Here is a 22,247-nt window from a genome sequence, read left to right as displayed (position 1 = left end):
GGTCCCGGAAATCCCTGCCGTATACAACTGATTCCATGAGTCAGGCACTACAGGAACTCCTCGATCTGCTCGACCTCGAGCAGATCGAGGAGAACATCTTCCGCGGCCGGTCGCGCGCCTCCGCCGTCCCCCGCGTCTTCGGCGGTCAGGTGGCGGCGCAGGCGCTGGTCGCCGCGGGGCGGACCGTCCCCGCGGACCGGCCCGCGCACTCGCTGCACGCGTACTTCCTGCGCATCGGCGACCCCGGCGCGCCGATCGTCTACACCGTCGACCGGATCCGGGACGGCCGCTCCTTCACCACCCGGCGCGTGGTGGCGGTCCAGCACGGGAAGCCGATCTTCCACCTCTCGGCGTCCTTCCAGACGTACGAGGAGGGCCTGGACCACCAGGCGCCGATGCCGCCCGCACCGGACCCGGACACGCTGCCCACCTCCGAGGAGCGGCTGCGCGGCTACCCGCACCTGTCGTCCGAGGTCGTGCACCGCCTCCTCGGCGCCCGCGCGGCGGTCGACCTGCGCTACGTCGACGACCCGCCCTACGGCCGCTTCGGCGAGCCGCGCGAACCGCACTCCCAGGTCTGGTTCCGCACCAACGGCAAGCTCGACAGCGACGACCCCCTGCTGCACGTCGTCCTCGCCACGTACGTCTCCGACATGACGCTGCTGGACTCCATCCTGCTCGCCCACGGGCGCGGCGGCTGGGCCGTCGGTGACGTCGTCGGCGCCTCCCTGGACCACGCGATGTGGTTCCACCGCCCGTTCCGCGCCGACGAGTGGCTGCTGTACGACCAGCAGTCCCCCACGGCCCACGGCGGACGGGGCCTGGGTCAGGGCCGCATCCACACCCGGGACGGCCGGCTCGCGGTCTCGGTCATCCAGGAGGGCGTGGTCCGCGTCCCGCGCGAGGACCGAGCCTAGGCGATCCCCGCCTCCGCCAGCAGGTACGCCGTCATCGGGTCGTAGTGGCGGGGGCTGGTGACGTGGTCGTCGAGGGGGACCGTGACCTGGACGGTGCCCTCGGACTCGGCGAGGAACAGGGCCGGGTCGTTGCAGTCCGCGTAGCCGACGGAGTCGACGCCGTACTGCCCCGCGGCGCCCGCCCAGCCGTGGTCGGCGACGACCAGGTCCGGCAGCGGGCGGCCCTCGCGCTCCAGCGCGCCGAGGATGGTCTTCATCGGCTGCCCGGAGTGGGTGTGCCACAGCGTGGCGCCGTGCTCCAGCACCGCCACGTCCGCGAACTGCATCACATAGCCCTCGTCCGTGGTCAGCCCGTCCGGGATGACCACGATCTCGCAGCCGGCGGCCCGCAGCGCGGCGGCCGTCGCACGGTGCACGTCGAGCAGCCCGCCCGGGTGACCGGTGGCGAACAGCACCCGCTGCCGGCCCTCGGCCGCCTTGCGCAGCCGCCCGGCCATGCGCTCGATCCCGGCCACGGTCAGCTCCGGGTCGATGGTGTCCTGCCCGTACCGGTACTCCGGGTCGTCGTTGACGCCGACCCGCTCCGCCATCACCGCGAGCACGTCCTGCTCGTCGGTCCAGCGCTCGCCGAGCTCCAGGCCGAGCCAGTAGTGGCGGTCGCCGTTCGCCAGCTTCCGGTAGTGGGAGAGGTTGTTCTCGCGCGGGGTGGCGACATCGCCCGCGATGCGGGTGGCGACCAGGTGTTCGAGGAGTTCGGCGCGGCTGGGTGTCCCGGGTATCGGCATGCCCCCATTGTGGAGCAGCCCCCGGTGGGCGTCCCTGGCGTATCGCTCGCTGGGACGTGCGTCACGTACTCAGCCGACTGCGTACGGATACTCAGTTCCCCGGCCCGCCTCAGCTGCGGCGCAGCGCGAACCACAGGTCCATCCGCACGTCCGGATCGTCCAGGTCGGCCTCCAGCAGCGCCGCGCACCGCGCGATGCGCTGCCGCACGGTGTTGCGGTGCACGGACAGCGCCACCGCCGTACGGTCCCAGCTGCCGTGCAGGGACAGCCAGGTGCGCAGGGTGTCGGTGAGGGCCGGGGCGGCCGCTATGGGCGCGAGCAGCGCCCGGGCGTGGGCGTCCGCGTCGCCCGGCGGGACGAGGTCGGCGAGGGCGGGACGCTCGCCGTGCCGGACCAGCGGGGCGCGGGTGGCGCGGGCCCGGGCGAGGGCGCGGGCGGCCTGGGTGTCGGCGACGGGCCAGTCGGCCGGGGCGGCGGCCGCGCTGACCCCGAGGAACCAGCCGGGGCGTGCCTCCACCGGGTGACCGGCCGGGACCAGGACGCGTACGGTCTCGCCGGCCGGGTCCACCAGCGTGGAGCCCAGGGCCGCGCCCAGGGCGGAGACGGCGAGGGCGTCCGGGGCCGGCCGCCCGTCCGGCCGCGCGTGCACCACGCGCCACCGGTCCGCGCCGAGCAGGGGCGCCACCTCCCCGGGTGCCGCGCCCAGCAGCAGGCGGACGAGGGCGGCGGACGAGCGGCTCGGGTCCGTGGCGGGGTGCTGCCTGCCGGTGAGAAGGGTCAGCAGGACGGCGGCGACGGAGGCGATGGTGTGGTCGCCGGGGGACCGCCGCGGCCACGCCACGCCCAGGACGAAGCCGGGACCGGGGCCGAGGGCGTACGCGGCGAGGTGGGTACCGGCGACGGTGTCGCTGGCGGAGGCCGGGGCGGCGGTCGCCGTGGAGGGGCGCAGCAGCCCGGCCAGGCGGGTGAGCGACTCCCTCGCCTCGGCGGGCGGGGGCGGGCCCGAGGCGGCGAGCTCGGTGGTGTCCGGGCCGAGGAGGACGGCCCAGCCCCCGGTGCGCTGGGCCAGCCGGCCGAGCACCGGGCGGACCGGGTCGGGGCGGGCCGCCGCCGTGGCGAGGCTCTGCTGGGCCTCCGTGACCCGGCGCAGCTCCGCCGTGCGGGCCTGCGCCATCAGCTGCCAGACCGCCCGCGCCACCCCCGAGAAGGTGGTCCTGGGCGGCACCTCCAGCAGCGGCAGCCCGTGCATGTCGCAGGCCTCGGCGAGCGCCGCCGGCACCTTCTCGTGCACCGGCGCCAGACCGAAACCGAGTGCCGCGCCGCCCGCCGCCACGATCCGGGAGACGTAGGCGTCGAAGTACCCGGCGCCCGCCCCCTCGGGGATGTGCACGCCCGCCGACAGCAGCAGTTCCCCGCCCAGCAGGTACGGGTACGGGTCGGCCATCTCCGACGCCTGCGCCCAGTGCACGACGATCCCGGGGCCGTCCGGTCCGGCGATCCGGCGCAGACCGAGGTCCTCGCGGGCCAGCAGGGCGTCCAGCCGCACGGGCGGCGTGGGCGGGACCACGGGGTCCGACATCGACATGCTGGACACTTCCTCCACTCCGCGCGACGGGAATGGAGGAAACGTACACTTCGCAGATGCTTTCCGCCCTCTTATGGTCGGGAGAGACCAGTGGCCCGTGCGTCCGGGCGGACGCGCGCGCCAGGCGAAGACCAGGAAAGTAGGCATGACCTCATGAGCAGCAGCGAGACGCCCCGCGGCCCCGTCGACTCCTCCCGCGTCCCGCGGTACGCCGGGCCCGCGACCTTCGCCCGGCTGCCCCGCCTCGACGAGGTCGGCCGCGCGGACGTCGCCGTCGTGGGCGTGCCGTTCGACTCGGGCGTCTCCTACCGCCCGGGCGCCCGCTTCGGCGGCAACGCCATCCGCGAGGCGTCCCGGCTGCTGCGCCCCTACAACCCCGCGCAGGACGCGTCCCCCTTCGCCCTCGCCCAGGTCGCGGACGGCGGCGACATCGCCGTGAACCCGTTCAACATCAACGAGGCCGTGGAGACCGTCGAGGCCGCCGCGGACGACCTGCTCGGCACCGGCGCCCGCCTGATGACCCTCGGCGGCGACCACACCATCGCGCTGCCCCTGCTGCGCTCGGTCGCGAAGAAGCACGGACCGGTCGCCCTGCTCCACTTCGACGCCCACCTCGACACCTGGGACACCTACTTCGGCGCCGAGTACACCCACGGCACCCCGTTCCGCCGCGCGGTGGAGGAGGGCATCCTCGACACCTCCGCCCTGTCCCACGTCGGTACGCGCGGCCCGCTCTACGGCAAGCAGGACCTCACCGACGACGAGAAGATGGGCTTCGGCATCGTCACCTCGGCCGACGTCTACCGGCGGGGCGCCGACGAGGTCGCCGACCAGCTCCGCCAGCGCATCGGCGACCGCCCGCTGTACATCTCCATCGACATCGACTGCCTGGACCCGGCGCACGCTCCCGGCACCGGCACCCCCGAGGCCGGCGGCATGACCTCCCGCGAGCTCCTCGAGATCCTGCGCGGGCTGGCCTCCTGCAACCTGGTCTCGGCGGACGTCGTCGAGGTGGCGCCCGCGTACGATCACGCGGAGATCACCTCGGTCGCCGCCTCCCACACCGCCTACGAGCTGACCACGATCATGTCCCGCCAGATTGCAGAGGCCCGCGCGAAGTGACCCACGACCACGACCTGGTGCTCCGCCCCACCGCCGCGCAGACGGAGGCGGCCCTCGACCCGCCTCCCGGCCGCACCGGCGGGGACCTGGTCGTGGAGACCCTGGCCGGGCTCGGCGCGACCACCGTCTTCGGCCTGCCCGGCCAGCACGCCCTCGGCGTGTTCGACGCCCTGCGCCGCTCCGACCTGCGCTACGTCGGCCTGCGGATGGAGAACAACGCCGGCTTCGCGGCGGACGCGTACGGCCGCGTCACCGGCGAGGCCGCCCCGCTGCTGCTGTCCACCGGACCGGGCGCGCTGACCTCCCTGGCGGCGCTCCAGGAGGCGGCGGCCGCGTCCGCCCCCGTGCTGGCGGTCGGCAGCCAGGTCCCGACGGCGGGCCTCGGCGGCGGACGCCACGGCTACCTGCACGAACTCCCCGACCAGTCGGCCTCGTTCCGCGGCGTGGTCAAGTCCGTGCACACCGTGCGGACGGCCTCGCAGATCCCCTCGGCGATCGCGGAGGCGTGGAAGTCGGCGCTGACCGTCCCGCACGGGCCGGTGTGGGTGGAGATCCCGCAGGACGTCCTCCTCGCGGAGACGGTCCTGCCGGTGGTGACCGCGATGGACGCCACCCCGGACGAGCTGCCGCCGCGCCCCGAACTCACCGCGCTCGCCGCGCACCTGCTGGCGCACGCCGAGCGTCCGGCGATCATCGCGGGCGGGGGAGTGGTCCGCTCCGACGCCTCCGGCAAGCTCAAGCAGCTCGCCGAGCGGATCCAGGCCCCGGTGGTCACCACTCCCGGCGGCAAGGGCGCCTTCTCCTGGACGCACCCGCTGTCGCTCCAGTCCTGGCTGGAGGACCGGCACACCACCGACTTCCTGGAGGACGCGGACGTCCTCCTCGTCGTCGGCTCGGGGCTCGGCGAACTCTCCTCGAACTACCACACGTTCGTGCCCCGCGGCCGGGTGATCCAGATCGAGGCCGACCTCGGCAAGGTGGAGTCCAACCACCCGGGACTCGGCATCCACGCCGACGCCCGCCTCGCCCTCCAGGCGCTCCTGGAAACGGTGGAGCCCCGGGAGGACCGGGGCGCCCCGGAGCGGGTGCGGGAGGTGCTGGACCGGGTGCGCGCACGCATCGCCGCGCAGGACCTCACCCTGGAACAGCACGTGCTGGCCGCGGTCCGCCGGGCCCTGCCCACCGACTCGCCGTCCTTCTGGGACATGACGATCCTGACGTACTGGGCCTGGTCCGCGTTCGACGCCATGGGGCCCAACCACCTGCACTCCGCCCAGGGCGCCGGAGGCCTCGGCTACGGCTTCCCGGCCGCCCTCGGCGCGGCGGTCGCCGACCCCACCCGCCCGGTCCTCGCGGTCTCCGGGGACGGCGGCGCCCTGTACTCGGTCGCCGAACTGGCCACCGCCCGCCAGTACGACCTGAACGTCACCTGGCTGATCGTCGACGACGGCGGCTACGGCATCCTGCGCGAGTACATGACGGACGCCTTCGGCGAGTCCACGGCGACGGAGCTGACCCGCCCGGACTTCGTCGCCCTGGCGGAGTCCTTCGGCGTGCCGGGCCTGCGCACCGGCCCCGAGACCCTGGAACAGGACCTCGCCCAGGCGCTGGCGACCCCGGGCCCGGCGGTCGTCGTCCTCCCCGCGGTCCTCCGCATGTTCGCCCCCACGCACCTGGGGTGAGGGGCGGGCCGGCCGCGCCGCGCGGGCCCGCCGACGGGTGACCCGCACGCACCCGGGCCGGCGCCCGTGGCCCTCTCCGGGGGCCGCCGCGGTGCCTAGGAAATGGCCCGCAGCCCTCCGTGACGGGACCGGTCGCGGAGCCGGTCCACCGCTCGGGCGGTCTCCTCGTCCGCCGGCAGCAGGACGAGCACCTGCTGCGCGTCGTCGGGCAGATCGAGCGTCTGGCGGCGCAGCCGCAGCGCCCCGCCCGCCGGATGGTCCAGCCGCAGCACCCCGCGGGCCGGGACCACGTGGGAGTTCAGGCGGCGGGTGAACTCGGGTCCGGCGGCGGGGGTCAGCTCGGCGGCGAGCCACTCCGCGTTCTCGGCCCTCGGGCCGAGCCACAGGTCGAACGCCTGCTCGTCGGCGACGTCGTCCCAGTCGGGGAAGAGCCGCTTCGCCCGGGGGTCGGTGAAGACGTAGCGCGTGAGGTTCGGGGCGTCGCCCTCCAGCAGTCCCGTGCCGTCCGCGACGGCCGCGTAGGCCCCGGTCCAGGCGAGCAGGTCACCGAGGCGGTTGGTGACCACCGCGATGCCCGGTTCCAGGAGTCCGAGGGTCTCCCGTACGGACGGGCGCACGTGCCGGCGCACCGGCTCGGGCCCGAGGTGACCGGTGCACTCGTCACCGGAGACCTTGGCGAGGTAGCGCAGGTGCTCGCGCTCCGCCGTGTTGAGGGCCAGCGCGTCGCCCAGCGCGTGCAGCACGGCGACCGAGGGGTTGCGGTCGCGGCCCTGCTCGATGCGGGTGAGGTACTCGACGCTGATCCCGGCGCGCGCGGCCACGTCCGAGCGGCGCAGGCCGGGCGAGCGGCGGCGGCCGTGGTCCGGCAGCCCCAGCTGCTCCGGCTGCACACTGTCGCGCTTGATCCGGACGAAGTCGCCCAGCGGTGTCCCCATGGACCCGAGCATAGGGCGGCTCCCGGCCCGCGCGGAGGGCTCAGGGTGGCCCTGTCGGGGCCAGCCTGAGCACGGTCTGGCTGCCCCCGCGAGACGGTTCCAGGGTGGGACGCATGGACAACACCAAGCACAGGCTCGTGGTCGTCGTCGGCAGCGTCCGCAAGGGCCGGTTCGCTCCCGTGGTCGGCTCGTGGGTCGCCGGGCAGGCCCGCGAGCACGGCGGATTCGACGTCGACGTCGTCGACCTGGCCGACTTCGACATTCCCCTGGCCCTGCCGGACGCCTACCCGTCGGTGGCCGGCGACTCCTACCCGCGCCCCGCCGCCATGGCCCCGCTCACGGAGGCCCTGGCGGGCGCCGACGCCTTCATCATGGTCACGCCGGAGTACAACCACAGCTACCCGGCCTCGCTCAAGGCCGCGATCGACTGGCACTACACCCAGTGGGCGGCCAAGCCCGTGGCCTTCGTCAGTTATGGAGGCGGTGCGGGGGGCCGGCACGCCGCCCTGCACCTGGAGAACGTACTGACCGAACTGCACGCGGTCACCATCCGCGACGGTCTCGCCTTCCCGCTGAACCGGGTGGCCTGGGAGGACGGCCGCCCCCTCGACGCGGAGTCCGCCGGCTACGCGAAGAAGCTGCTGCACCAGCTCGCCTGGTGGGCCGGCGCCCTCCGCACGGCCCGCGAGACGGTCCCCTACCCGGGGTGAGGGCCCGGGAGGGCGGGGGTCCGGGTCGGCGGGTGCCCGGGCCCACCCCGCCCGCGCGGGGGCGGGACCGTCGCGCGGGCCGCCCGGCGCCTACCAGATCGACTCGACCCACTCCGGGTGGTCGATGAACGGGTTGCGGTTGTGCTGGTAGGAGTCGTGGATGACGTCGTTGCGGCGCTGCTCGAAGGCGTCCGGCGGGTCCTCCTGGTGCCAGGCCTTGAGCACGGCGAGCCTGCCCATGTAGGGGTTGCTGCCGTTGTCGACCTGGCCGTTGACCTCCAGGTCGGGCCAGCCGTCGGTGCCCTCGTAGCGGACCGCCATGTAGAAGATCATGCGGGCCACGTCGCCCTTGACGGCGTCGCGGGGCTCGAAGGAGTCGGAGTCGGTGAGGCTGCCGCCGCCGTCGGTGAAGCCGCTGCCGCCGTCGTCGAAGTCCTTGTTGCCGCGGATCGAGTTGACCCGGACGTCCTCGGCGCGCAGGTGGTGGATGTCGGTGCCGGGTCCGGTGGAGGTGCCGAAGTCGCCGTGGGACTTGGCCCACACGTGCTCGCGGTTCCAGTCGCCGGTGTCCCCGCCGTTGAGGGACTTGCTCCGGGAGATGCCCGAGTACAGCAGGATCACGTTGCTGCTGTTGCCCGGGTCCTGGTCGGTGACCTTCAGGGCGTCCCAGACGGCCGAGTACGACAGCTCGGTCTGGTCGCTGATGATCGTGTGGAGGGCGTCCTTGAGGGCCTCGCCGGACTTGCCGGCGGCACCGTCGTAGTACGCGTCGTCGTAGCCGGCCGTCGTGGCCGCGGTGGTGGTGGCCGTGGCCGTCGTGGTGGTCACGGCGGGCACGGTCAGGCCGGCGAGGACCGTGGCCGTGGCGAGCGCCAGGGCGGTGCGGCGGCGGCGGTGGAGGCGTATCGCGAGCATGTGGGGTGTCCGATCTACGCGGGTTGCACGAGGGAGATACCCGAGAGAGTGGCATGCACATGCAGTCAGGTGAGTGGAGGGAACGTGGCGATTGCGTGACGAGAACACGTCACTCCGCTGGGCGTGTACGACCCCGGACGGTGCGGAGGGATGAAATCCGCCGCCGGCCGCGTTGGTGCCTTGCGGCAGATCAGGACGATCGGAGGGCACCCGCGTGACACCGCAACGGGGATGGGGACGGCGACTGACCGGCTACGCCTGGCGTCATCCCAAGGACGTGGTCCTCGCCCTGGGAGCGTCCCTCGGCGGCATGGCCGTACTGGCGCTGGTCCCGCTGATCACCAAGGTGATCATCGACGACGTGATCGGCGACGGGACCAGGGACATGGCGCTCTGGGCCGGTCTGCTCATCGGCGCCGCCCTCGTCGTCTACGTCCTCACCTACGTCCGCCGCTACTACGGCGGGCGGCTCGCCCTCGACGTGCAGCACGACCTGCGCACCGAGATGTACGACACGATCACCCGGCTCGACGGCAGACGTCAGGACGAGCTGTCCACCGGGCAGGTCGTCGGACGCGCCACCAGCGACCTCCAGCTCATCCAGGGTCTGCTCTTCATGCTGCCGATGACCATCGGCAACCTGCTGCTCTTCCTGATCTCCCTGGTCATCATGGCGTGGCTGTCCCTGCCGCTCACCGCCGTCGCCCTCGCCGTCGCCCCCGCCCTGTGGTGGATCGCCCGGCGCAGCCGCACCCGGCTGCACCCCTCCACCTGGTACGCGCAGGCGCAGGCGGGCGCCGTCGCCTCGGTGGTGGACGGCGCGGTCGGCGGCGTGCGCGTGGTGAAGGGCTTCGGGCAGGAGGAGCAGGAGACCGGCAAGCTGCGCGAGGTCGGGCGGCGGCTGTTCGCGGGCCGGCTGCGCACCGTCCGGCTGAACAGCCGCTACACCCCCGCCCTGCAGGCCGTGCCCGCGCTCGGCCAGGTGGCGATGCTGGCGCTCGGCGGCTGGCTCGCCGTGGGCGGGCACATCACGCTGGGCACGTTCGTCGCCTTCTCCACCTACCTCGCCCAGCTCGTCGGCCCGGTCCGCATGCTCGCCGTCGTCCTCACCGTCGGCCAGCAGGCCCGGGCCGGCACCGAACGCGTCCTGGAGCTGATCGACACCGAGCCGTCCCTGAGCGACGGCACCAAGGAGCTGCCCGCCGACGCCCCGGCGACCGTCGAGTTCGACGACGTCTCCTTCGGCTACGACCCCGGCCGGCCGGTCCTCGACGGCCTCTCCTTCGCCATCCGCCCCGGCGAGACCCTCGCCGTCGTCGGCACGTCCGGCTCCGGCAAGTCCACCGTCTCCCTGCTCCTGCCGCGCTTCTACGACGTCACCCGCGGCGCCGTCCTCGTCGGCGGCCACGACGTCCGCGAGCTGACCACCGAGTCCCTGCGCGCCGCGATCGGGCTGGTCCCCGAGGACTCCTTCCTCTTCTCCGACACCGTGCGCGCCAACATCGCCTACGGCCGCCCCGACGCCACCGACGAGCAGATCACCGCCGCCGCCCGCGCCGCCCAGGCCGACCGGTTCATCGACGAGCTGCCCGACGGCTACGACACAGCCGTCGGCGAGCACGGACTGACCCTCTCCGGCGGCCAGCGCCAGCGCGTCGCCCTCGCCCGCGCGATCCTCACCGACCCCCGGCTGCTGGTCCTGGACGACGCCACCTCCGCCGTGGACGCCCGCGTCGAGCACGAGATCCACGAGGCGCTCAAGAGCGTCATGCGCGGCCGTACGACGCTGCTGATAGCCCACCGCCGCTCCACCCTCAACCTCGCCGACCGCATCGCCGTCCTCGACGGCGGCCGGCTCGCCGACCTCGGCACCCACGAGGAGCTGCAGCGCCGCTCCGCCCTCTACCGCCGCCTGCTCACCGACCCCGACGAGCTGGGCGCCGTCTCCCCGGGCCACACCCCGCCCGCCGGGCCGCAGGAGGAGGACACCTCCGTCCGCGAGGAGCTGGACGCCGAGTTCGACGCCGAGCGCGGCGTCACCCCTCGGCTGTGGACCGGCGACCGCGAACCCCGGGACGCCGCCCTCGCCGACGCCCCGGCCACCCCGGAGCTCCTCGCCCAGGTGGCGGCCCTGCCCCCGGCCGACGACGTCCCCGACGTCGACGAGCGGCAGGCCGTCCGCCCCGAGGACTCCTACGGCCTGCGCCGTCTCCTGCGCGGCTTCCGCACCCCCCTGCTCATCAGCCTCGGCCTGGTCGCCGTGGACGCCGGCATGGGCCTGCTGCTGCCGGTGCTGATCCGGCACGGCATCGACCAGGGCGTCACGCAGGCCGCCCTCGGCGCGGTCTGGGCGGCCGCCCTGCTCGGCCTGCTCACCGTGCTCCTCCAGTGGGCCGCGCAGACCGGCGAGATCCGCATGACCGGACGCACCGGCGAACGCGTCCTGTACACGCTGCGGCTGAAGATCTTCGCCCAGCTCCAGCGGCTCGGCCTGGACTACTACGAGCGCGAGCTGACCGGCCGGATCATGACCCGGATGACCACGGACGTCGACGCGCTGTCCACGTTCCTCCAGACGGGTCTGGTCACCGCGTTCGTCTCGGTGGTCACCTTCTTCGGCATCATGGTCGCCCTGCTGGTGCTGGACGTCGAGCTCGCCCTCGTCGTCTTCGCCACCCTGCCCCCGCTGATCGTCGCCACCTACTTCTTCCGCCGGGCCAGCGTGAAGGCGTACGAACTGGCCCGCGAGCGGGTGTCGGCGGTCAACGCCGACCTCCAGGAGTCGGTGTCCGGGCTGCGGATCGTGCAGGCGTTCCGCCGCGAGCGGGACGGCGGCCGCCGGTTCGCCGGGCGCAGCGCCGACTACCGCAGCGCCCGCATAAGGGGCCAGTGGCTGATCTCGGTGTACTTCCCGTTCGTGCAGCTGCTGTCCTCGGTCGCGGCCGTGGCGGTGCTGGTCGTGGGCGGGGCACGGGTCGACGACGGGACGCTGGCGATCGGCTCGCTGGTGGCGTACCTGCTGTACATCGACCTGTTCTTCGCGCCCGTGCAGCAGCTCTCCCAGGTCTTCGACGGCTACCAGCAGGCGTCCGTCTCGCTGGGCCGCATCCAGGAGCTGCTGCGCGAGCCGACCTCCACCGAGCAGGCCGGCAAGCCGCTGCCCGTCACCTCCCTGCGCGGCGAGATCGCCTTCGAGGACGTGCACTTCGCGTACGGGGACGGCGAGGAGGCGCTCGAGGGCATCGACCTGACCATCCCCGCCGGGCAGACCGTCGCCTTCGTCGGCGAGACCGGCGCGGGCAAGTCCACCCTGGTCAAGCTGGTCGCCCGGTTCTACGACCCCACCGCCGGGCGGGTCACCGCCGACGGCACGGACCTCAGGGACCTGGACCTGACCGCCTACCGGCACCGGCTCGGGGTCGTACCGCAGGAGGCGTACCTCTTCCCCGGCACCGTCCGCGACGCCATCGCCTACGGCCGCCCGGACGCCACCGACGCCGAGGTCGAGGCGGCGGCCCGCGCGGTCGGCGCCCACGAGATGATCGCCACGCTGGAGGGCGGCTACCTGCACGAGGTCGCCGAACGCGGCCGCAACCTCTCCGCCGGACAGCGCCAGCTGATCGCCCTGGCCCGCGCCGAACTGGTCGACCCGGACGTCCTGCTGCTCGACGAGGCCACCGCCGCCCTGGACCTCGCCACCGAGGCGCAGGTCAACCAGGCGACCGACCGGCTGGCGGGCCGCCGCACGACCCTGGTCGTCGCCCACCGCCTGACCACCGCGGCCCGCGCCGACCGGGTCGTCGTCATGGACCACGGCCGGGTGGCGGAGGACGGCACCCACGAGGAACTGCTCCGCCGCGGCGGCAGGTACGCGGCGCTGTGGCGGACGTTCGTCGGGGAGGACGTGCCGGCCCCGGCGTGACGGCGGCCGCACGGGCAACCATCGGACCTACGTCCTGCGTCCGTACTTCCGTACGCCGCCTGGCGCGGAGGGCGCGGTACGGGAGGACCACCGTGGGCAGTTCAGCGATACGCCGGCACCTCGCGACGGGTCTCGCGGTGTTGACCGCCGCGGGGCTGCTCGCCGTCGCGGCGCCGGGGGACGCGCACGCCGCCGCCCCGTGCCCGGGGCGCAAGGTGCGCACCCTGCCGTTCGCCACGGGGTCGGTGGAGGTCTACAAGCGGGGTGGCTACGTCTGTGCCGTCACCGTCGCCAAGAAGCAGGGCACCCAGCGGAGGATGTCGGTGAGCGTGCGGGCGCGCGGGGGCCGCCCGGTCGTCGACCAGGGCCGCTTCAAGTACCACGCGGGCCCGGTGACCGTGCACGCCGGCCGCCGCTGCGTGTGGGTGAAGGGCAGCGTCGCGACGGGGTCCGTCAGTTCCGGCTGGATCCTCTGCTGACGGCGCGCCGACCGAGGGATATCCCTATGTCCCCTGTTGCTGTGACGAGTTGGTCCGATAGCTTCCGGCGCACATCTGTCTCACAGGGGAGTGCGCATGCGCAAGGCGCTCAGATGGCTGCTGGCGCTCACGGTGCTCATAGGCACACTGAGTACGGCCGGGGCGGCCACCGCCGCCGAGCCGGAGGCCACCGGCACCACTGACATCAAGGAGAGGCTGCTCTCCGTTCCGGGCATGAGCCTGATCGAGGAGAAGCCGTACACCGGGTACCGCTTCTTCGTCCTCAACTACACCCAGCCGGTCGACCACCGCAGGCCCTCCAAGGGCACGTTCGAGCAGCGGATCACCGTGCTGCACAAGGACACCGCGCGGCCGACCGTCTTCTACACGGGCGGCTACAGCGTCTCCACGACGCCGCGCCGCGCCGAGCCGACGCAGATCGTGGACGGCAACCAGGTCTCCATGGAGTACCGCTTCTTCACGCCGTCCCGGCCCGAGCCGGCCGACTGGTCGAAGCTGGACATCTGGCAGGCCGCCAGCGACCAGCACCGCATCTTCACGGCGCTGAAGAAGATCTACAGCGAGAACTGGATCTCCACGGGCGGCTCCAAGGGCGGCATGACCGCCACCTACTACGAGCGCTTCTACCCGCGCGACATGGACGGCGTGGTCGCCTACGTCGCACCCAACGACGTGGTGAACAAGGAGGACTCGGCCTACGACCGCTTCTTCCGCACCGTCGGCACCCAGGAGTGCCGCGACCGGCTGAACGGCGTGCAGCGCGAGGCGCTGGTGCGCCGGGCGCCGCTGAAGGAGAAGTACGCGGCGGTCGCCGCCGAGAACGGCTACACCTTCGACACCATCGGCAGCCTGGACCGGGCCTACGAGGCCGTCGTCCTGGACTACGTGTGGGGCTTCTGGCAGTACAGCACCGTCGCCGACTGCCAGGACATCCCGGCGGACGCGAAGAACGCCACCGACGACGAGATCTGGACCTCGGTCGACACCATCTCCGGCTTCTCGTTCTACACCGACCAGGGCCTGAGCCCGTACACGCCGTACTACTACCAGGCGGGTACGCAGCTGGGCGCGCCGACCATCCACTTCCCGCACATCGAGAAGAAGTACATCCGCTACGGCTACCAGCCGCCGCGCAACTTCGTGCCCCGCTCGATCGACATGAGGTTCCAGCCGTCGGCCATGCGGGACGTCGACACCTGGGTCCGCCACAACGCACGGCAGATGCTGTTCGTGTACGGCGAGAACGACCCGTGGGGCGCCGAGCCGTTCCGGGTCGGGCACGGCGCGCGCGACTCGTACGTGTTCACCGCGCCCGGCATGAACCACGGCGCCAACGTGGCCGGTCTGGTGGCGCAGGAGAAGGCGTTCGCCACGGCCCGCATCCTCGACTGGGCGGACGTCGCCCCGGCGACGGTGCAGGAGAACCCGGCGGCGGCCAAGCCGCTGGCGAAGTTCGACGCCAAGCTGGACAAGCGGGACGTCGAGCGGCAGCGCACGCTGCGCCCGTAGGGCCGGGGCGGGATCACACCGGGCGGGCGCAGCCCACCGGTGCGGTCCCGCCGAGCCGGACGTAGAGGGCCGTGGCCGCCGGGCACTCGGACCGGGTGGCCACGGCCTTCGTCACCTCGAACTGCGGCCGCTTCTCGCCGCTGCCGTCGCAGGCGGTCTCACGGACCTTGCCGTCGCCCAGTTCGTAGACGCAGTCGCCGACGATGGTGCGCGGCCCGCCCCCGCCGCCGGGGTCGCCGGGGTGCGGCGGCTGGAGGTGGCGCATGCAGGCGTAGCCCTGCGGCACCGCCCCGTCGCCGTCCTCGTCCAGGGACGGGCGCTGTTCGCTGATGTGCAGCACGAAGTCCGTGGTCGCCGGGCAGCGCGGCCCGTCCCGCGCCGTCCCGTCGTGGCGGGCGACGACCCGGGCCGCCGCCCGTTCACTGGCGCAGGAGATCTCGGTGAAGCTGGTCCGGCCGAAGGAACTGCACTCGTCGACCGCGAGGAACACCGCCCCGTGGCCGGAGGTGCGCAGCGGTGTCGGCGACACCGCCGGGGCCCGGTCGAGAGACCGTCCCTCCCCCTCGCTGCCGCCGCCCGGCGCGCTCTGACAGCCGGTGAGCAGCACCGCGCCCACCGCTCCGGCTGCGGCCGGCGCCCACCACTTGGTCCTCACGCGCATCGCCAATCCCTGGACACCCCCGTCCAGCGTGACCGGACGAACCGGCTCACGCCAGACATGTGGGGTGCTTTGCGCACGGCGGGTGCGCTGTGTCGGGTGTGTGACGTATGCGCCCTACGTCCGACACGGTAGGGGGCGGTGCCCGTGCCCGGCGGTCAGAACCTCAGCCCGTACCCGACCGGGTACAGCGCCGTCGCCGGGTCGTCGGCCCGCTGCACGGGCACCGGCAGCGTCCCGCGCGGGTTCACCCTGCCCGCGATCACCCGGGCCGCCGCCCGCAGTTCGACGTCGGTCCAGGAGTACGACGCCAGGCAGGCCGCCACGCGGGGCAGGTGGGCCACGTCGTAGGGGTTGCGGATGGCGACCGCGACGACCGGCTTCCCGGTGGCCGACAACTGTTCGACGAGTGTCTTCTGACTGCTCGACGCACCGACGTTGTACGTGCCGACGACCACCGCGTCCGCGTCCCGGGCGGCGGCGACCGCCTTGGCGATCGTCGCCGCCGACGGTGCCGTGCCGGTGGACAGGGCGGTGGCGGTGAAGCCCAGCTCGGTCAGGGCGTCCGCGAGCACCCCGGTGGGCGGTCCCGTCGTACCGGACGGGGAGGCGGGGTCGGCACCGGCCACGAGCAGCTTCGGCTGCCTGCGCCGGGACAGCGGCAGCAGACCGCCCTCGTTGACGAGCAGGGTGATGCCGCGCTCGGCGATCCGGTCGGCGGCGGCCAGGTGTGCCCGGGTGCCGACGGTGCGGTCGACGCCCTCGTGCGAGACGTACGGATCCTCGAACAGGCCCAGCCGCGCCTTCAGCCGCAGTACCCGCAGGATCGATTCGTCCAGCCGGGCCTCGGTCAGTTCGCCGCTGCGCACGGCGTCGAGGACCGCGTTCCAGGCCACGTCCAGGGAGGGCGGGTTGAGGAGCTGGTCGACGCCCGCCTGCAGCGCCAGCACGGGCACCCGTTCGTCCCCGTACTTCGTCCGGACGCCCTCCATGCCGAGGGAGTCGGTGACCACCACCCCGTCGTAGCCCAGCTCCTCGCGCAGGATGCCGGTGAGGATGGGGCGGGAGAGGGTGGCCGGGTCCTCGGAGCCGTCGAGGGCCGGTACGACGATGTGGGCGGTCATGATCGAGTCGATGCCGGCGGCGATCGCGGCCCGGAACGGCGGAGCGTCCAGCTCCTCCCACTGCTCGCGGGTGTGGTGGATGTACGGCAGCGCGTCGTGGCTGTCGGTGACCGTGTCGCCGTGCCCGGGGAAGTGCTTGGCGGTGGAGGCGACGCGGGACGACTCGTAGCCCCTGACCTCCGCCGCGACGAGCTCCGCGACCGCCCGCGGGTCGGAGCCGAAGGAGCGGACGCCGATGACCGGGTTGGCCGGGTTGACGTTGACGTCGGCCACGGGGGAGTAGTTCTGGCGGATGCCCGTCGCGCGCAGCTCGGCGCCCGCGATGCGGCCGAGCCCGCGCGCGTCGGAACGGGACCCGCCCGCCCCGACGGCCATCGCCCCCGGGAACAGCGTGGCGGGCTCGCCCACCCGGGCCACGATGCCGTGCTCCTGGTCGGTGGAGATCAGCACGGGGAGACCGCGCGGCAGGCCGAGGGAGGCCTTCTGGATGCCGTTGGACAGGTCCGCGATCTGGTGCGGGGCACGGGTGTTGTGCGCCCAGGCGAAGTAGATGATGCCGCCGACCCGGTACTTGGCGAGCAGCTCGGCGGCCGTGCGGACACCGATCTCCTTGAGGTTGGCGTCGATGTCCGCCTGGTCGGGGTCGGTGGCGGAGTGGCCGTAGACCCGCATCACGAACAGCTGGCCGACCTTCTCCTCCAGCGTCATGCGGGAGATGAGGGCGCGCAGCCTTCGGTCGTCGTGGCGGGGGGCGCCGGCGGCCGCGTGGACGGTCCCGCCGGCCGCCAGGGCGGTGGTGACGCCCGCCGTCGCGGCGAGGACGGTACGTCTGGACGGACGTGCGGTGCTGCTTCCCGTGCTGCTGTCGGGCACGTGCGCTCCTTTGGGAGACATCCTTGAAGGAAACTGCCAGGAAGTCACCAATATCCGGGAAGTTTCTGCCAGTCAAGGGAATGCGCAGCAACCGGTGAGGGCCGTCGCCGGCGCTGCGGGAGGGGGCGGCGCCGGCGACGGCATGCCGCCGGGGGTGGTGCGGCGGGGTGGGCCGGCGATCGCGGGGGCGGCGAGGCCGGCACCGCACCACGTCGGACGCGTCCGGCAGCGTGCCGGTGGGACGGGCGCGGGCCCCGGCGGGTTCCCCGCCGGCCGAAGCCGGGACGGGAGCCGGGGGAGGGGGTCAGCGGGGCGTGTGGGCCGACACCGCCGGCCAGTGCGCGCCCAGGGTGCGGACCGTCTCCGCGATCGCCGGCCGGCGGGCCGCCCCCGTCCGCCACAGCGCGTAGAGCCGTCGTACGGGCATGGGGTCGAGCGGCACCTCCACCACCCCCGCGGGCAGCGGGCCGCGGCCCAGCCGGGGGATCAGCGCGATGCCCAGCCCGGCCGCGACCAGGGCGACCAGGGTGGGGTTCTCGTCCGCCTGGTGGACGATCTCCGGCTCGTGCCCGGCCGCGCGCAGGGTGCGCACCAGCCACTCGTGGCAGACCCGGCCCGGCGGCTGGCAGATCCACCGCTCGCCGCCCAGTTCCTCCCGCCGCACCGCCGCACGCCCCGCGAACGGGTGTCCTCGGGGGACGAGCAGGTCGCACAGGTCGTCCCCGATGACCGTCTGCTCCACCCCCGCCGGGGCGGGCAGCGGCGCGATGTCCCAGTCGTGCGCGACCACGAGGTCCACGGCGCCCTTGGCGACCAGGTCCACGGACAGGTGGGGGTCGATCTCGGTGAGCCGGGTGTCGAGCGCCGGGTGCCTGCGGGCCAGGTCGGCCAGCACGGCCGGCATCAGCCCGCGCGCCGCCGACGCGAACGCGGCGACGGTCAGCCGCCCGGCCGGCACTCCGCGCCGCTCCTCCAGCTCGGTCTCCGCCCGCTCCACGATCGCGATCAGCTCCCGCGCGGCCCGCACCAGCTGATGCGCCTCGTCCGTCAGCCGCACCCCCCGGCCCTCCCGCTCCAGCAGCACCGTCCGCGTCTCCCGCTCCAGCTTGGCGATCTGCTGGGACACGGCGGAGGAGGTGTACCCGAGCGCCGCGGCGGCGGCACCGACGGTGCCGTGCACCGAGACGGCGTGCAGGGCGCGCAGACGCTGCAGGTCGAGCATGACGGCGACTCCCGTCGGTCGGTGACGGTCCGTCGGCCGGTGGTGCGTCTCCGGGCGGCGGCGGTCAGGGGCGAGCGGTGCGCATCGGTTAGCGCTGCTTCATCCAACCATGCAGGAATCGTCGCTGGTGCTGAAGGGTGACGGGCGGTGATCCTCGTCGTATGCGACCCGCCCACGTACTCCTCGCCGTCCTCGTCACCGCCGTGTGGGGCGTGAACTTCACCGTCATCGAGGTCGGGCTGGACCACTTCCCGCCGCTGCTCTTCTCCGCGCTGCGCTTCCTCGTCGCGGCCCTGCCCGCGGTGTTCCTCGTGGGCCGGCCCAAGGTGGCGTGGAAGTGGATCGTGGGGGTGGGACTGGCGCTGGGCGTGGCCAAGTTCGGCCTGCTGTTCGTCGGGATGAACGCGGGGATGCCGGGCGGGCTGTCCTCCCTGGTGCTCCAGATCCAGGCCGTGTTCACGGCCCTGTTCGCCTTCGCGCTCCTCGGGGAGCGTCCCTCCCGGGTCCGTCTGGCCGGCATGGCGGTGGCGCTGGCCGGGATCGGCGTGGCGGCGGTCGACGAGGGCACGTCGGGCCCGCTGCTCGGCTTCACCCTGGTGGTCGCGGCGGCCGCCTGCTGGGGCGTCTCCAACATCCTCACCCGCAAGGCGGCACCCCCGGACGCCCTGAACTTCATGATCTGGGTGAGCACCGTCCCGGTCCTCCCCCTGCTCGCCCTCTCCCTGCTCGTCGAGGGCCCGTCGGCCGACCTCGACGCGCTGCGCTCCCTGGACTGGCGGGGCGCGGGCACGGTCCTCTTCGTCGCCTGGGTCGCCACGGTCTTCGGTTTCGGCGCCTGGGGGTGGCTGCTGCGCCGGCACCCCGCCTCCACGGTCGCGCCCTTCTCCCTCCTCGTCCCGGTCTTCGGCATGTCCTCGGCCGCCCTGTTCCTGGGCGAGTCCGTCACCCCGCTGCGGTGGTGGGCGGCGGCCCTGCTGGTGGGCGGGGTGGCGCTGGCGTCGGTGACACCGCGCCGGCGGCCGGCGGTGCCGGTCACGGAGGCCCCGCGGACCGCGGAGACACGCCCCGAGGGCACCCCGGTCGGCGGGTGAACCGGGTCGCGGGCCGGCCGCGCGCCTGACGCCGCGGCGGCCCGGCGTCCGCCGGTCAGCCCCGGAGGCGGGAGCTCAGCACCAGGCGGTAGCCGTCCGGGCCGGCGACCGTCACGCCGTGCTCCTTCCCGTACGGGTCGTGCGCCGGGTGCCGCCGGCCGCCACCGGACGGTCGGCGGCCCCCGGCGGTCCCACCATCAGCAGGTCATGCTCGCCCGGGACCCGCTCAGTGGTGCGCCACAGCACGGCCAGGGCGAGACCGCCGGCGTAGCAGCGCTCGGCGGCAGCGAGGTCCCGTGACGGCCGGGCGAGCCGTACCTGGAGGCCGGGACCGATCACGCGGACTCGTTCAGCAGCCGCGCCAGGTGCTCCCGCCCGGGGGTGAGCAGTTCCGCGAAGTTGGCCGCGTCCGGGTACCAGCGCTTCTCGTACTCCCAGCACAGCCACCCGTCCCAGCCGTGCCGGGACAGCGTCTCCACGACGTCCGTCAGCGGCAGCACCCCCGCGCCGAGCCGCAGCGGGGTCCTGTCGTCGGCGGAGGCGATGTCCTTCACCTGGACGTAACCGAGGTGGGGCGAGAGCGCCGCGAAGCTCTCCACGGGCTGCTCGCCGCCGAGCCAGGTGTGCATCACGTCCCACAGCGCGCCCACCTGCCGGTGCCCGACCAGCCCCAGCACCCGCATCGCGTCGGCGCCGGTGGGGTGGGAGTCGTGGGTCTCCAGCAGGATGCGTACGCCCACGTCGGTCGCGTGCTCGGCGGCCGTGCCCAGCCGCCGGGCGGCCGTCGCGTCCGCCTCCTCGGCGTTCTCCCCGCCGTCGCCGCCGGGGAAGACCCGGACGAAGGGGGCGCCGATGTCCCGGGCGAGGTCGAGGAGCGCCCGGATCTCCCCGACGACGGTGTCGTCGTCACCGGGCGCGGCGACCCGGACGTAACCGGCCAGGCCCAGGATCTCCAGGCCGGCCGCCTTGACCTCGGCGGCCACGTCGGCGCGCTGTTCGGGAGTGAGGCCCGGATGGACGGGTTCCTCCGCGTGGGCGCGCAACTCGACACCGTGGTAACCGTGCGCGGCTGCGAGGCCCAGCACGTCGGTCAGGGGCAGGCCGGGGACACCGGGGGTGGAGAACGCCAGCTTCATAAAAACGGACACTACCCGCGACCGGCCCGCTCGACTCCTCCTCATTACTCCACCACCCCCTCAGGGACGCGGGGAACTGCGCGACCGACCCCGGCCACTCCCGCGGCCCCGTGCGGAACCGCCTCCTCGAAGACCCCGCCCCACCCCCACCCCCTCAGGGGCGCGGGGAACGGCGCGACCGGCCACCACCCACCCGCACCCGACCCGCGACGCGCCCACCGCGTTCCGGCAGCGGGCCGACCCCTGCCACTCCCGCGGCCCCGTGCGGAACCGCCTCCTCGAAGACCCCGCCCCACCCCCACCCCCTCAGGGGCGCGGGGAACGGCGCGACCGGCCACCACCCACCCGCACCCGGCAGGCAACGACAGACACCCCCCACGGGGGCCGCCCCCCAGGAACGGGCAGGCCCGACTACCCCCGCGGCCCCGCCACGGACCCCCGCACCATCAACTCCCCCCGCACCACCGCGATCCCCCCGGGCGGCGCCTCCTCCCGCCCCATGGCGATCCGCCCCGCCCGCGCCCCCGCCTCCGCCAGCGGCAACCGCACCGTCGTCAGCGCCGGCACCACGTCGATGCTGAACGGCAGATCGTCGAAGCCGGCGACCGACACGTCGTCCGGGATCCGCCGCCCGGAGTCCCGCAGCGCCGCGCACGCCCCCAGCGCGACGGAGTCGTTCGCGGCGACGACGGCCGTCAACGACGGGTCACGCCGCAGCAGTTCGAGCGTGGCCTCGTACCCCGACCGCCGGTCGTACTGCCCGTGCACGGTCCACCGGGGGTCCTCCTCGATGCCGTGCGCGGCCAGCGCGGCCCGGTGTCCCTCGAGCCGGTGCCGGGTCGTGGTCCGCTCCTGGGGTCCCGCGATGTAGCCGAGCCGCCGGTGCCCCAACCCGATGAGGTGCTCGGTGAGTTCCTGCCCGCCGCCCCGGTTGTCGAAGGTCAGCGCGATCGCCCCGGTCTCCGGCGCCTGCGGCCGCCCGCACAGCACCACCCGCGTCCCGGCGTCCGCCAGCTTCCGCAGTTTCGCGTCCGTCGCCGCCTTGTGCGGCGCGTCCTCGATGGCGCCGCCGGTCAGCACCACCGCCGCCGCCCGCTGCCGCTGGAGCAGGGTGAGGTAGGTCAGTTCGCGCTCGGGCGAACCCCCCGTGTTGCACACGACCGCGAGTCTCTCCCCGCCCGCGCGCCCGCCCGGCCCCCCGATCTCCCCCTGGATGGCGCTCGCCATGATCCCGAAGAACGGGTCGGCGATGTCGTTCACCAGGATGCCGACCAGGTCGGACGTGGCGGCGGCGAGCGCGCTCGCGGGTCCGTTGAGCACGTAGTCCAGCTCGTCCACGGCCTTCAGCACCCGCTCGCGGGTGGACGCGGCCACGGGATAGTTCCCGTTGAGCACGCGCGACACCGTCGCGGGTGAGACCTGGGCGCGCGCCGCCACGTCCGCCAGGGTCACCGTCATGTCTCGTCCTCCGGTCGCGCGTCTTCGTCGTCGTTCCGAGCAGACCCTACGGCGCCACGCCCGTTTGTTCGCCCCCTCGAACAAGTCCGCCGCACGGCGGTCT

The 22,247-nt window shown here is 73.9% G+C and carries 17 protein-coding genes and 1 pseudogene; 8 read left to right on the top strand and 10 right to left on the bottom strand.

The features are described 5' to 3' along the window. The first annotated feature begins 35 nt into the window (after positions 1–35). A complete protein-coding gene (locus IE118_RS04850) occupies positions 36–917 on the top strand; it encodes an acyl-CoA thioesterase (RefSeq protein ID WP_189555962.1) in 882 nt (293 codons plus the stop codon). On the opposite strand, the gene IE118_RS04845 is transcribed toward IE118_RS04850, so the two are convergent. Together IE118_RS04845 and IE118_RS04840 are read right to left on the bottom strand one after the other, a co-directional pair. Continuing rightward, the gene (locus IE118_RS04845; RefSeq protein WP_189555961.1) at positions 914–1,702 is read right to left on the bottom strand and encodes a phosphatase; all 789 of its coding nucleotides are present in this window, start codon (positions 1,700–1,702) and stop codon (positions 914–916) included. The genes IE118_RS04850 and IE118_RS04845 overlap by 4 nt on opposite strands. 109 nt (positions 1,703–1,811) lie before the next feature. Beyond that, entirely contained in the window at positions 1,812–3,281 is a 1,470-nt protein-coding gene (locus tag IE118_RS04840; protein ID WP_189556087.1) for a PucR family transcriptional regulator, read from the bottom strand. 159 nt (positions 3,282–3,440) lie between these two features. On the opposite strand from IE118_RS04840, the gene speB reads away from it, so the two are divergent. Then, complete coding sequence (gene speB / locus IE118_RS04835; RefSeq protein ID WP_189555960.1) at positions 3,441–4,409, top strand: agmatinase; 969 nt, start codon at positions 3,441–3,443, stop codon at positions 4,407–4,409. Beyond that, positions 4,406–6,091 (top strand): thiamine pyrophosphate-binding protein, encoded by a 1,686-nt coding sequence (locus tag IE118_RS04830; protein WP_189555959.1) that lies wholly within the window; start codon positions 4,406–4,408, stop codon positions 6,089–6,091. The genes speB and IE118_RS04830 overlap by 4 nt, the downstream gene beginning before the upstream one ends. Positions 6,092–6,186: 95 nt before the next feature. On the opposite strand, the gene IE118_RS04825 is transcribed toward IE118_RS04830, so the two are convergent. Beyond that, positions 6,187–7,026, bottom strand: a complete 840-nt coding sequence (locus IE118_RS04825; protein WP_189555958.1) for a helix-turn-helix domain-containing protein — start codon at positions 7,024–7,026, stop codon at positions 6,187–6,189. A gap of 113 nt (positions 7,027–7,139) precedes the next feature. On the opposite strand from IE118_RS04825, the gene IE118_RS04820 reads away from it, so the two are divergent. Then, positions 7,140–7,736 (top strand): NADPH-dependent FMN reductase, encoded by a 597-nt coding sequence (locus IE118_RS04820; protein WP_189555957.1) that lies wholly within the window; start codon positions 7,140–7,142, stop codon positions 7,734–7,736. Positions 7,737–7,826: 90 nt separating this feature from the next. Here the strand turns inward: IE118_RS04820 and IE118_RS04815 are convergent, their stop codons facing one another. Further along, positions 7,827–8,651, bottom strand: a complete 825-nt coding sequence (locus tag IE118_RS04815) for an endonuclease I family protein (protein ID WP_189555956.1) — start codon at positions 8,649–8,651, stop codon at positions 7,827–7,829. Positions 8,652–8,865: 214 nt separating this feature from the next. Between IE118_RS04815 and IE118_RS04810 the strand changes: the two genes are divergently transcribed. The 3 genes from IE118_RS04810 (at position 8,866) to IE118_RS04800 (ending at position 14,582) form a co-directional block, all read left to right on the top strand. Beyond that, complete coding sequence (locus IE118_RS04810) at positions 8,866–12,573, top strand: ABC transporter ATP-binding protein (RefSeq protein WP_189555955.1); 3,708 nt, start codon at positions 8,866–8,868, stop codon at positions 12,571–12,573. A gap of 92 nt (positions 12,574–12,665) precedes the next feature. Then, positions 12,666–13,052, top strand: a complete 387-nt coding sequence (locus IE118_RS04805) for a hypothetical protein (RefSeq protein WP_189555954.1) — start codon at positions 12,666–12,668, stop codon at positions 13,050–13,052. 96 nt (positions 13,053–13,148) lie between these two features. Then, positions 13,149–14,582, top strand: a complete 1,434-nt coding sequence (locus IE118_RS04800) for a S28 family serine protease (RefSeq protein WP_189555953.1) — start codon at positions 13,149–13,151, stop codon at positions 14,580–14,582. Positions 14,583–14,595: 13 nt separating this feature from the next. Here the strand turns inward: IE118_RS04800 and IE118_RS04795 are convergent, their stop codons facing one another. The 3 genes from IE118_RS04795 to IE118_RS04785 form a co-directional block, all read right to left on the bottom strand. After that, entirely contained in the window at positions 14,596–15,243 is a 648-nt protein-coding gene (locus IE118_RS04795) for a hypothetical protein (protein WP_189555952.1), read from the bottom strand. A 155-nt stretch (positions 15,244–15,398) separates the two neighbouring features. After that, the gene (locus IE118_RS04790; protein WP_189555951.1) at positions 15,399–17,237 is read right to left on the bottom strand and encodes a glycoside hydrolase family 3 protein; all 1,839 of its coding nucleotides are present in this window, start codon (positions 17,235–17,237) and stop codon (positions 15,399–15,401) included. Between the two features lie 304 nt (positions 17,238–17,541). Beyond that, positions 17,542–18,459 (bottom strand): LysR family transcriptional regulator, encoded by a 918-nt coding sequence (locus IE118_RS04785; RefSeq protein WP_189555950.1) that lies wholly within the window; start codon positions 18,457–18,459, stop codon positions 17,542–17,544. 161 nt (positions 18,460–18,620) lie between these two features. Between IE118_RS04785 and IE118_RS04780 the strand changes: the two genes are divergently transcribed. Further along, positions 18,621–19,550, top strand: coding sequence for an EamA family transporter (locus tag IE118_RS04780; protein ID WP_189555949.1), 930 nt, complete (start codon positions 18,621–18,623; stop codon positions 19,548–19,550). Positions 19,551–19,605: 55 nt separating this feature from the next. Here the strand turns inward: IE118_RS04780 and IE118_RS04775 are convergent. The 3 genes and pseudogenes from IE118_RS04775 to IE118_RS04765 form a co-directional block, all read right to left on the bottom strand. Further along, positions 19,606–19,889: pseudogene (locus IE118_RS04775) on the bottom strand (hypothetical protein). Then, positions 19,886–20,686, bottom strand: a complete 801-nt coding sequence (locus IE118_RS04770; protein WP_189555948.1) for a sugar phosphate isomerase/epimerase family protein — start codon at positions 20,684–20,686, stop codon at positions 19,886–19,888. The pseudogene IE118_RS04775 and the gene IE118_RS04770 overlap by 4 nt, the downstream one beginning before the upstream one ends. 411 nt (positions 20,687–21,097) lie before the next feature. After that, positions 21,098–22,144 (bottom strand): LacI family DNA-binding transcriptional regulator, encoded by a 1,047-nt coding sequence (locus IE118_RS04765; protein ID WP_189555947.1) that lies wholly within the window; start codon positions 22,142–22,144, stop codon positions 21,098–21,100. Positions 22,145–22,247: the final 103 nt, after the last annotated feature.

Source organism: Streptomyces pilosus, assembly GCF_014649835.1.
GTDB classification, from domain to species: Bacteria; Actinomycetota; Actinomycetes; order Streptomycetales; family Streptomycetaceae; genus Streptomyces; species Streptomyces pilosus.
The sequence above is the reverse complement of the archived record's forward strand: the minus strand, read 5'-3'. Positions and strand labels throughout refer to the sequence as shown.

What these genes read in the sequence shown, in the direction of transcription:
- IE118_RS04765 (WP_189555947.1), bottom strand. Translation starts at nt 22,144, where the DNA reads ATGACGGTGACCCTGGCGGACGTGGCGGCGCGCGCCCAGGTCTCACCC.
- IE118_RS04770 (WP_189555948.1), bottom strand. Translation starts at nt 20,686, where the DNA reads ATGAAGCTGGCGTTCTCCACCCCCGGTGTCCCCGGCCTGCCCCTGACC.
- IE118_RS04850 (WP_189555962.1), top strand. Translation starts at nt 36, where the DNA reads ATGAGTCAGGCACTACAGGAACTCCTCGATCTGCTCGACCTCGAGCAG.
- IE118_RS04795 (WP_189555952.1), bottom strand. Translation starts at nt 15,243, where the DNA reads ATGCGCGTGAGGACCAAGTGGTGGGCGCCGGCCGCAGCCGGAGCGGTG.
- IE118_RS04825 (WP_189555958.1), bottom strand. Translation starts at nt 7,026, where the DNA reads ATGGGGACACCGCTGGGCGACTTCGTCCGGATCAAGCGCGACAGTGTG.
- IE118_RS04780 (WP_189555949.1), top strand. Translation starts at nt 18,621, where the DNA reads ATGCGACCCGCCCACGTACTCCTCGCCGTCCTCGTCACCGCCGTGTGG.
- speB (WP_189555960.1), top strand. Translation starts at nt 3,441, where the DNA reads ATGAGCAGCAGCGAGACGCCCCGCGGCCCCGTCGACTCCTCCCGCGTC.
- IE118_RS04785 (WP_189555950.1), bottom strand. Translation starts at nt 18,459, where the DNA reads ATGCTCGACCTGCAGCGTCTGCGCGCCCTGCACGCCGTCTCGGTGCAC.
- IE118_RS04800 (WP_189555953.1), top strand. Translation starts at nt 13,149, where the DNA reads ATGCGCAAGGCGCTCAGATGGCTGCTGGCGCTCACGGTGCTCATAGGC.
- IE118_RS04840 (WP_189556087.1), bottom strand. Translation starts at nt 3,281, where the DNA reads ATGTCGGACCCCGTGGTCCCGCCCACGCCGCCCGTGCGGCTGGACGCC.
- IE118_RS04820 (WP_189555957.1), top strand. Translation starts at nt 7,140, where the DNA reads ATGGACAACACCAAGCACAGGCTCGTGGTCGTCGTCGGCAGCGTCCGC.
- IE118_RS04845 (WP_189555961.1), bottom strand. Translation starts at nt 1,702, where the DNA reads ATGCCGATACCCGGGACACCCAGCCGCGCCGAACTCCTCGAACACCTG.
- IE118_RS04815 (WP_189555956.1), bottom strand. Translation starts at nt 8,651, where the DNA reads ATGCTCGCGATACGCCTCCACCGCCGCCGCCGCACCGCCCTGGCGCTC.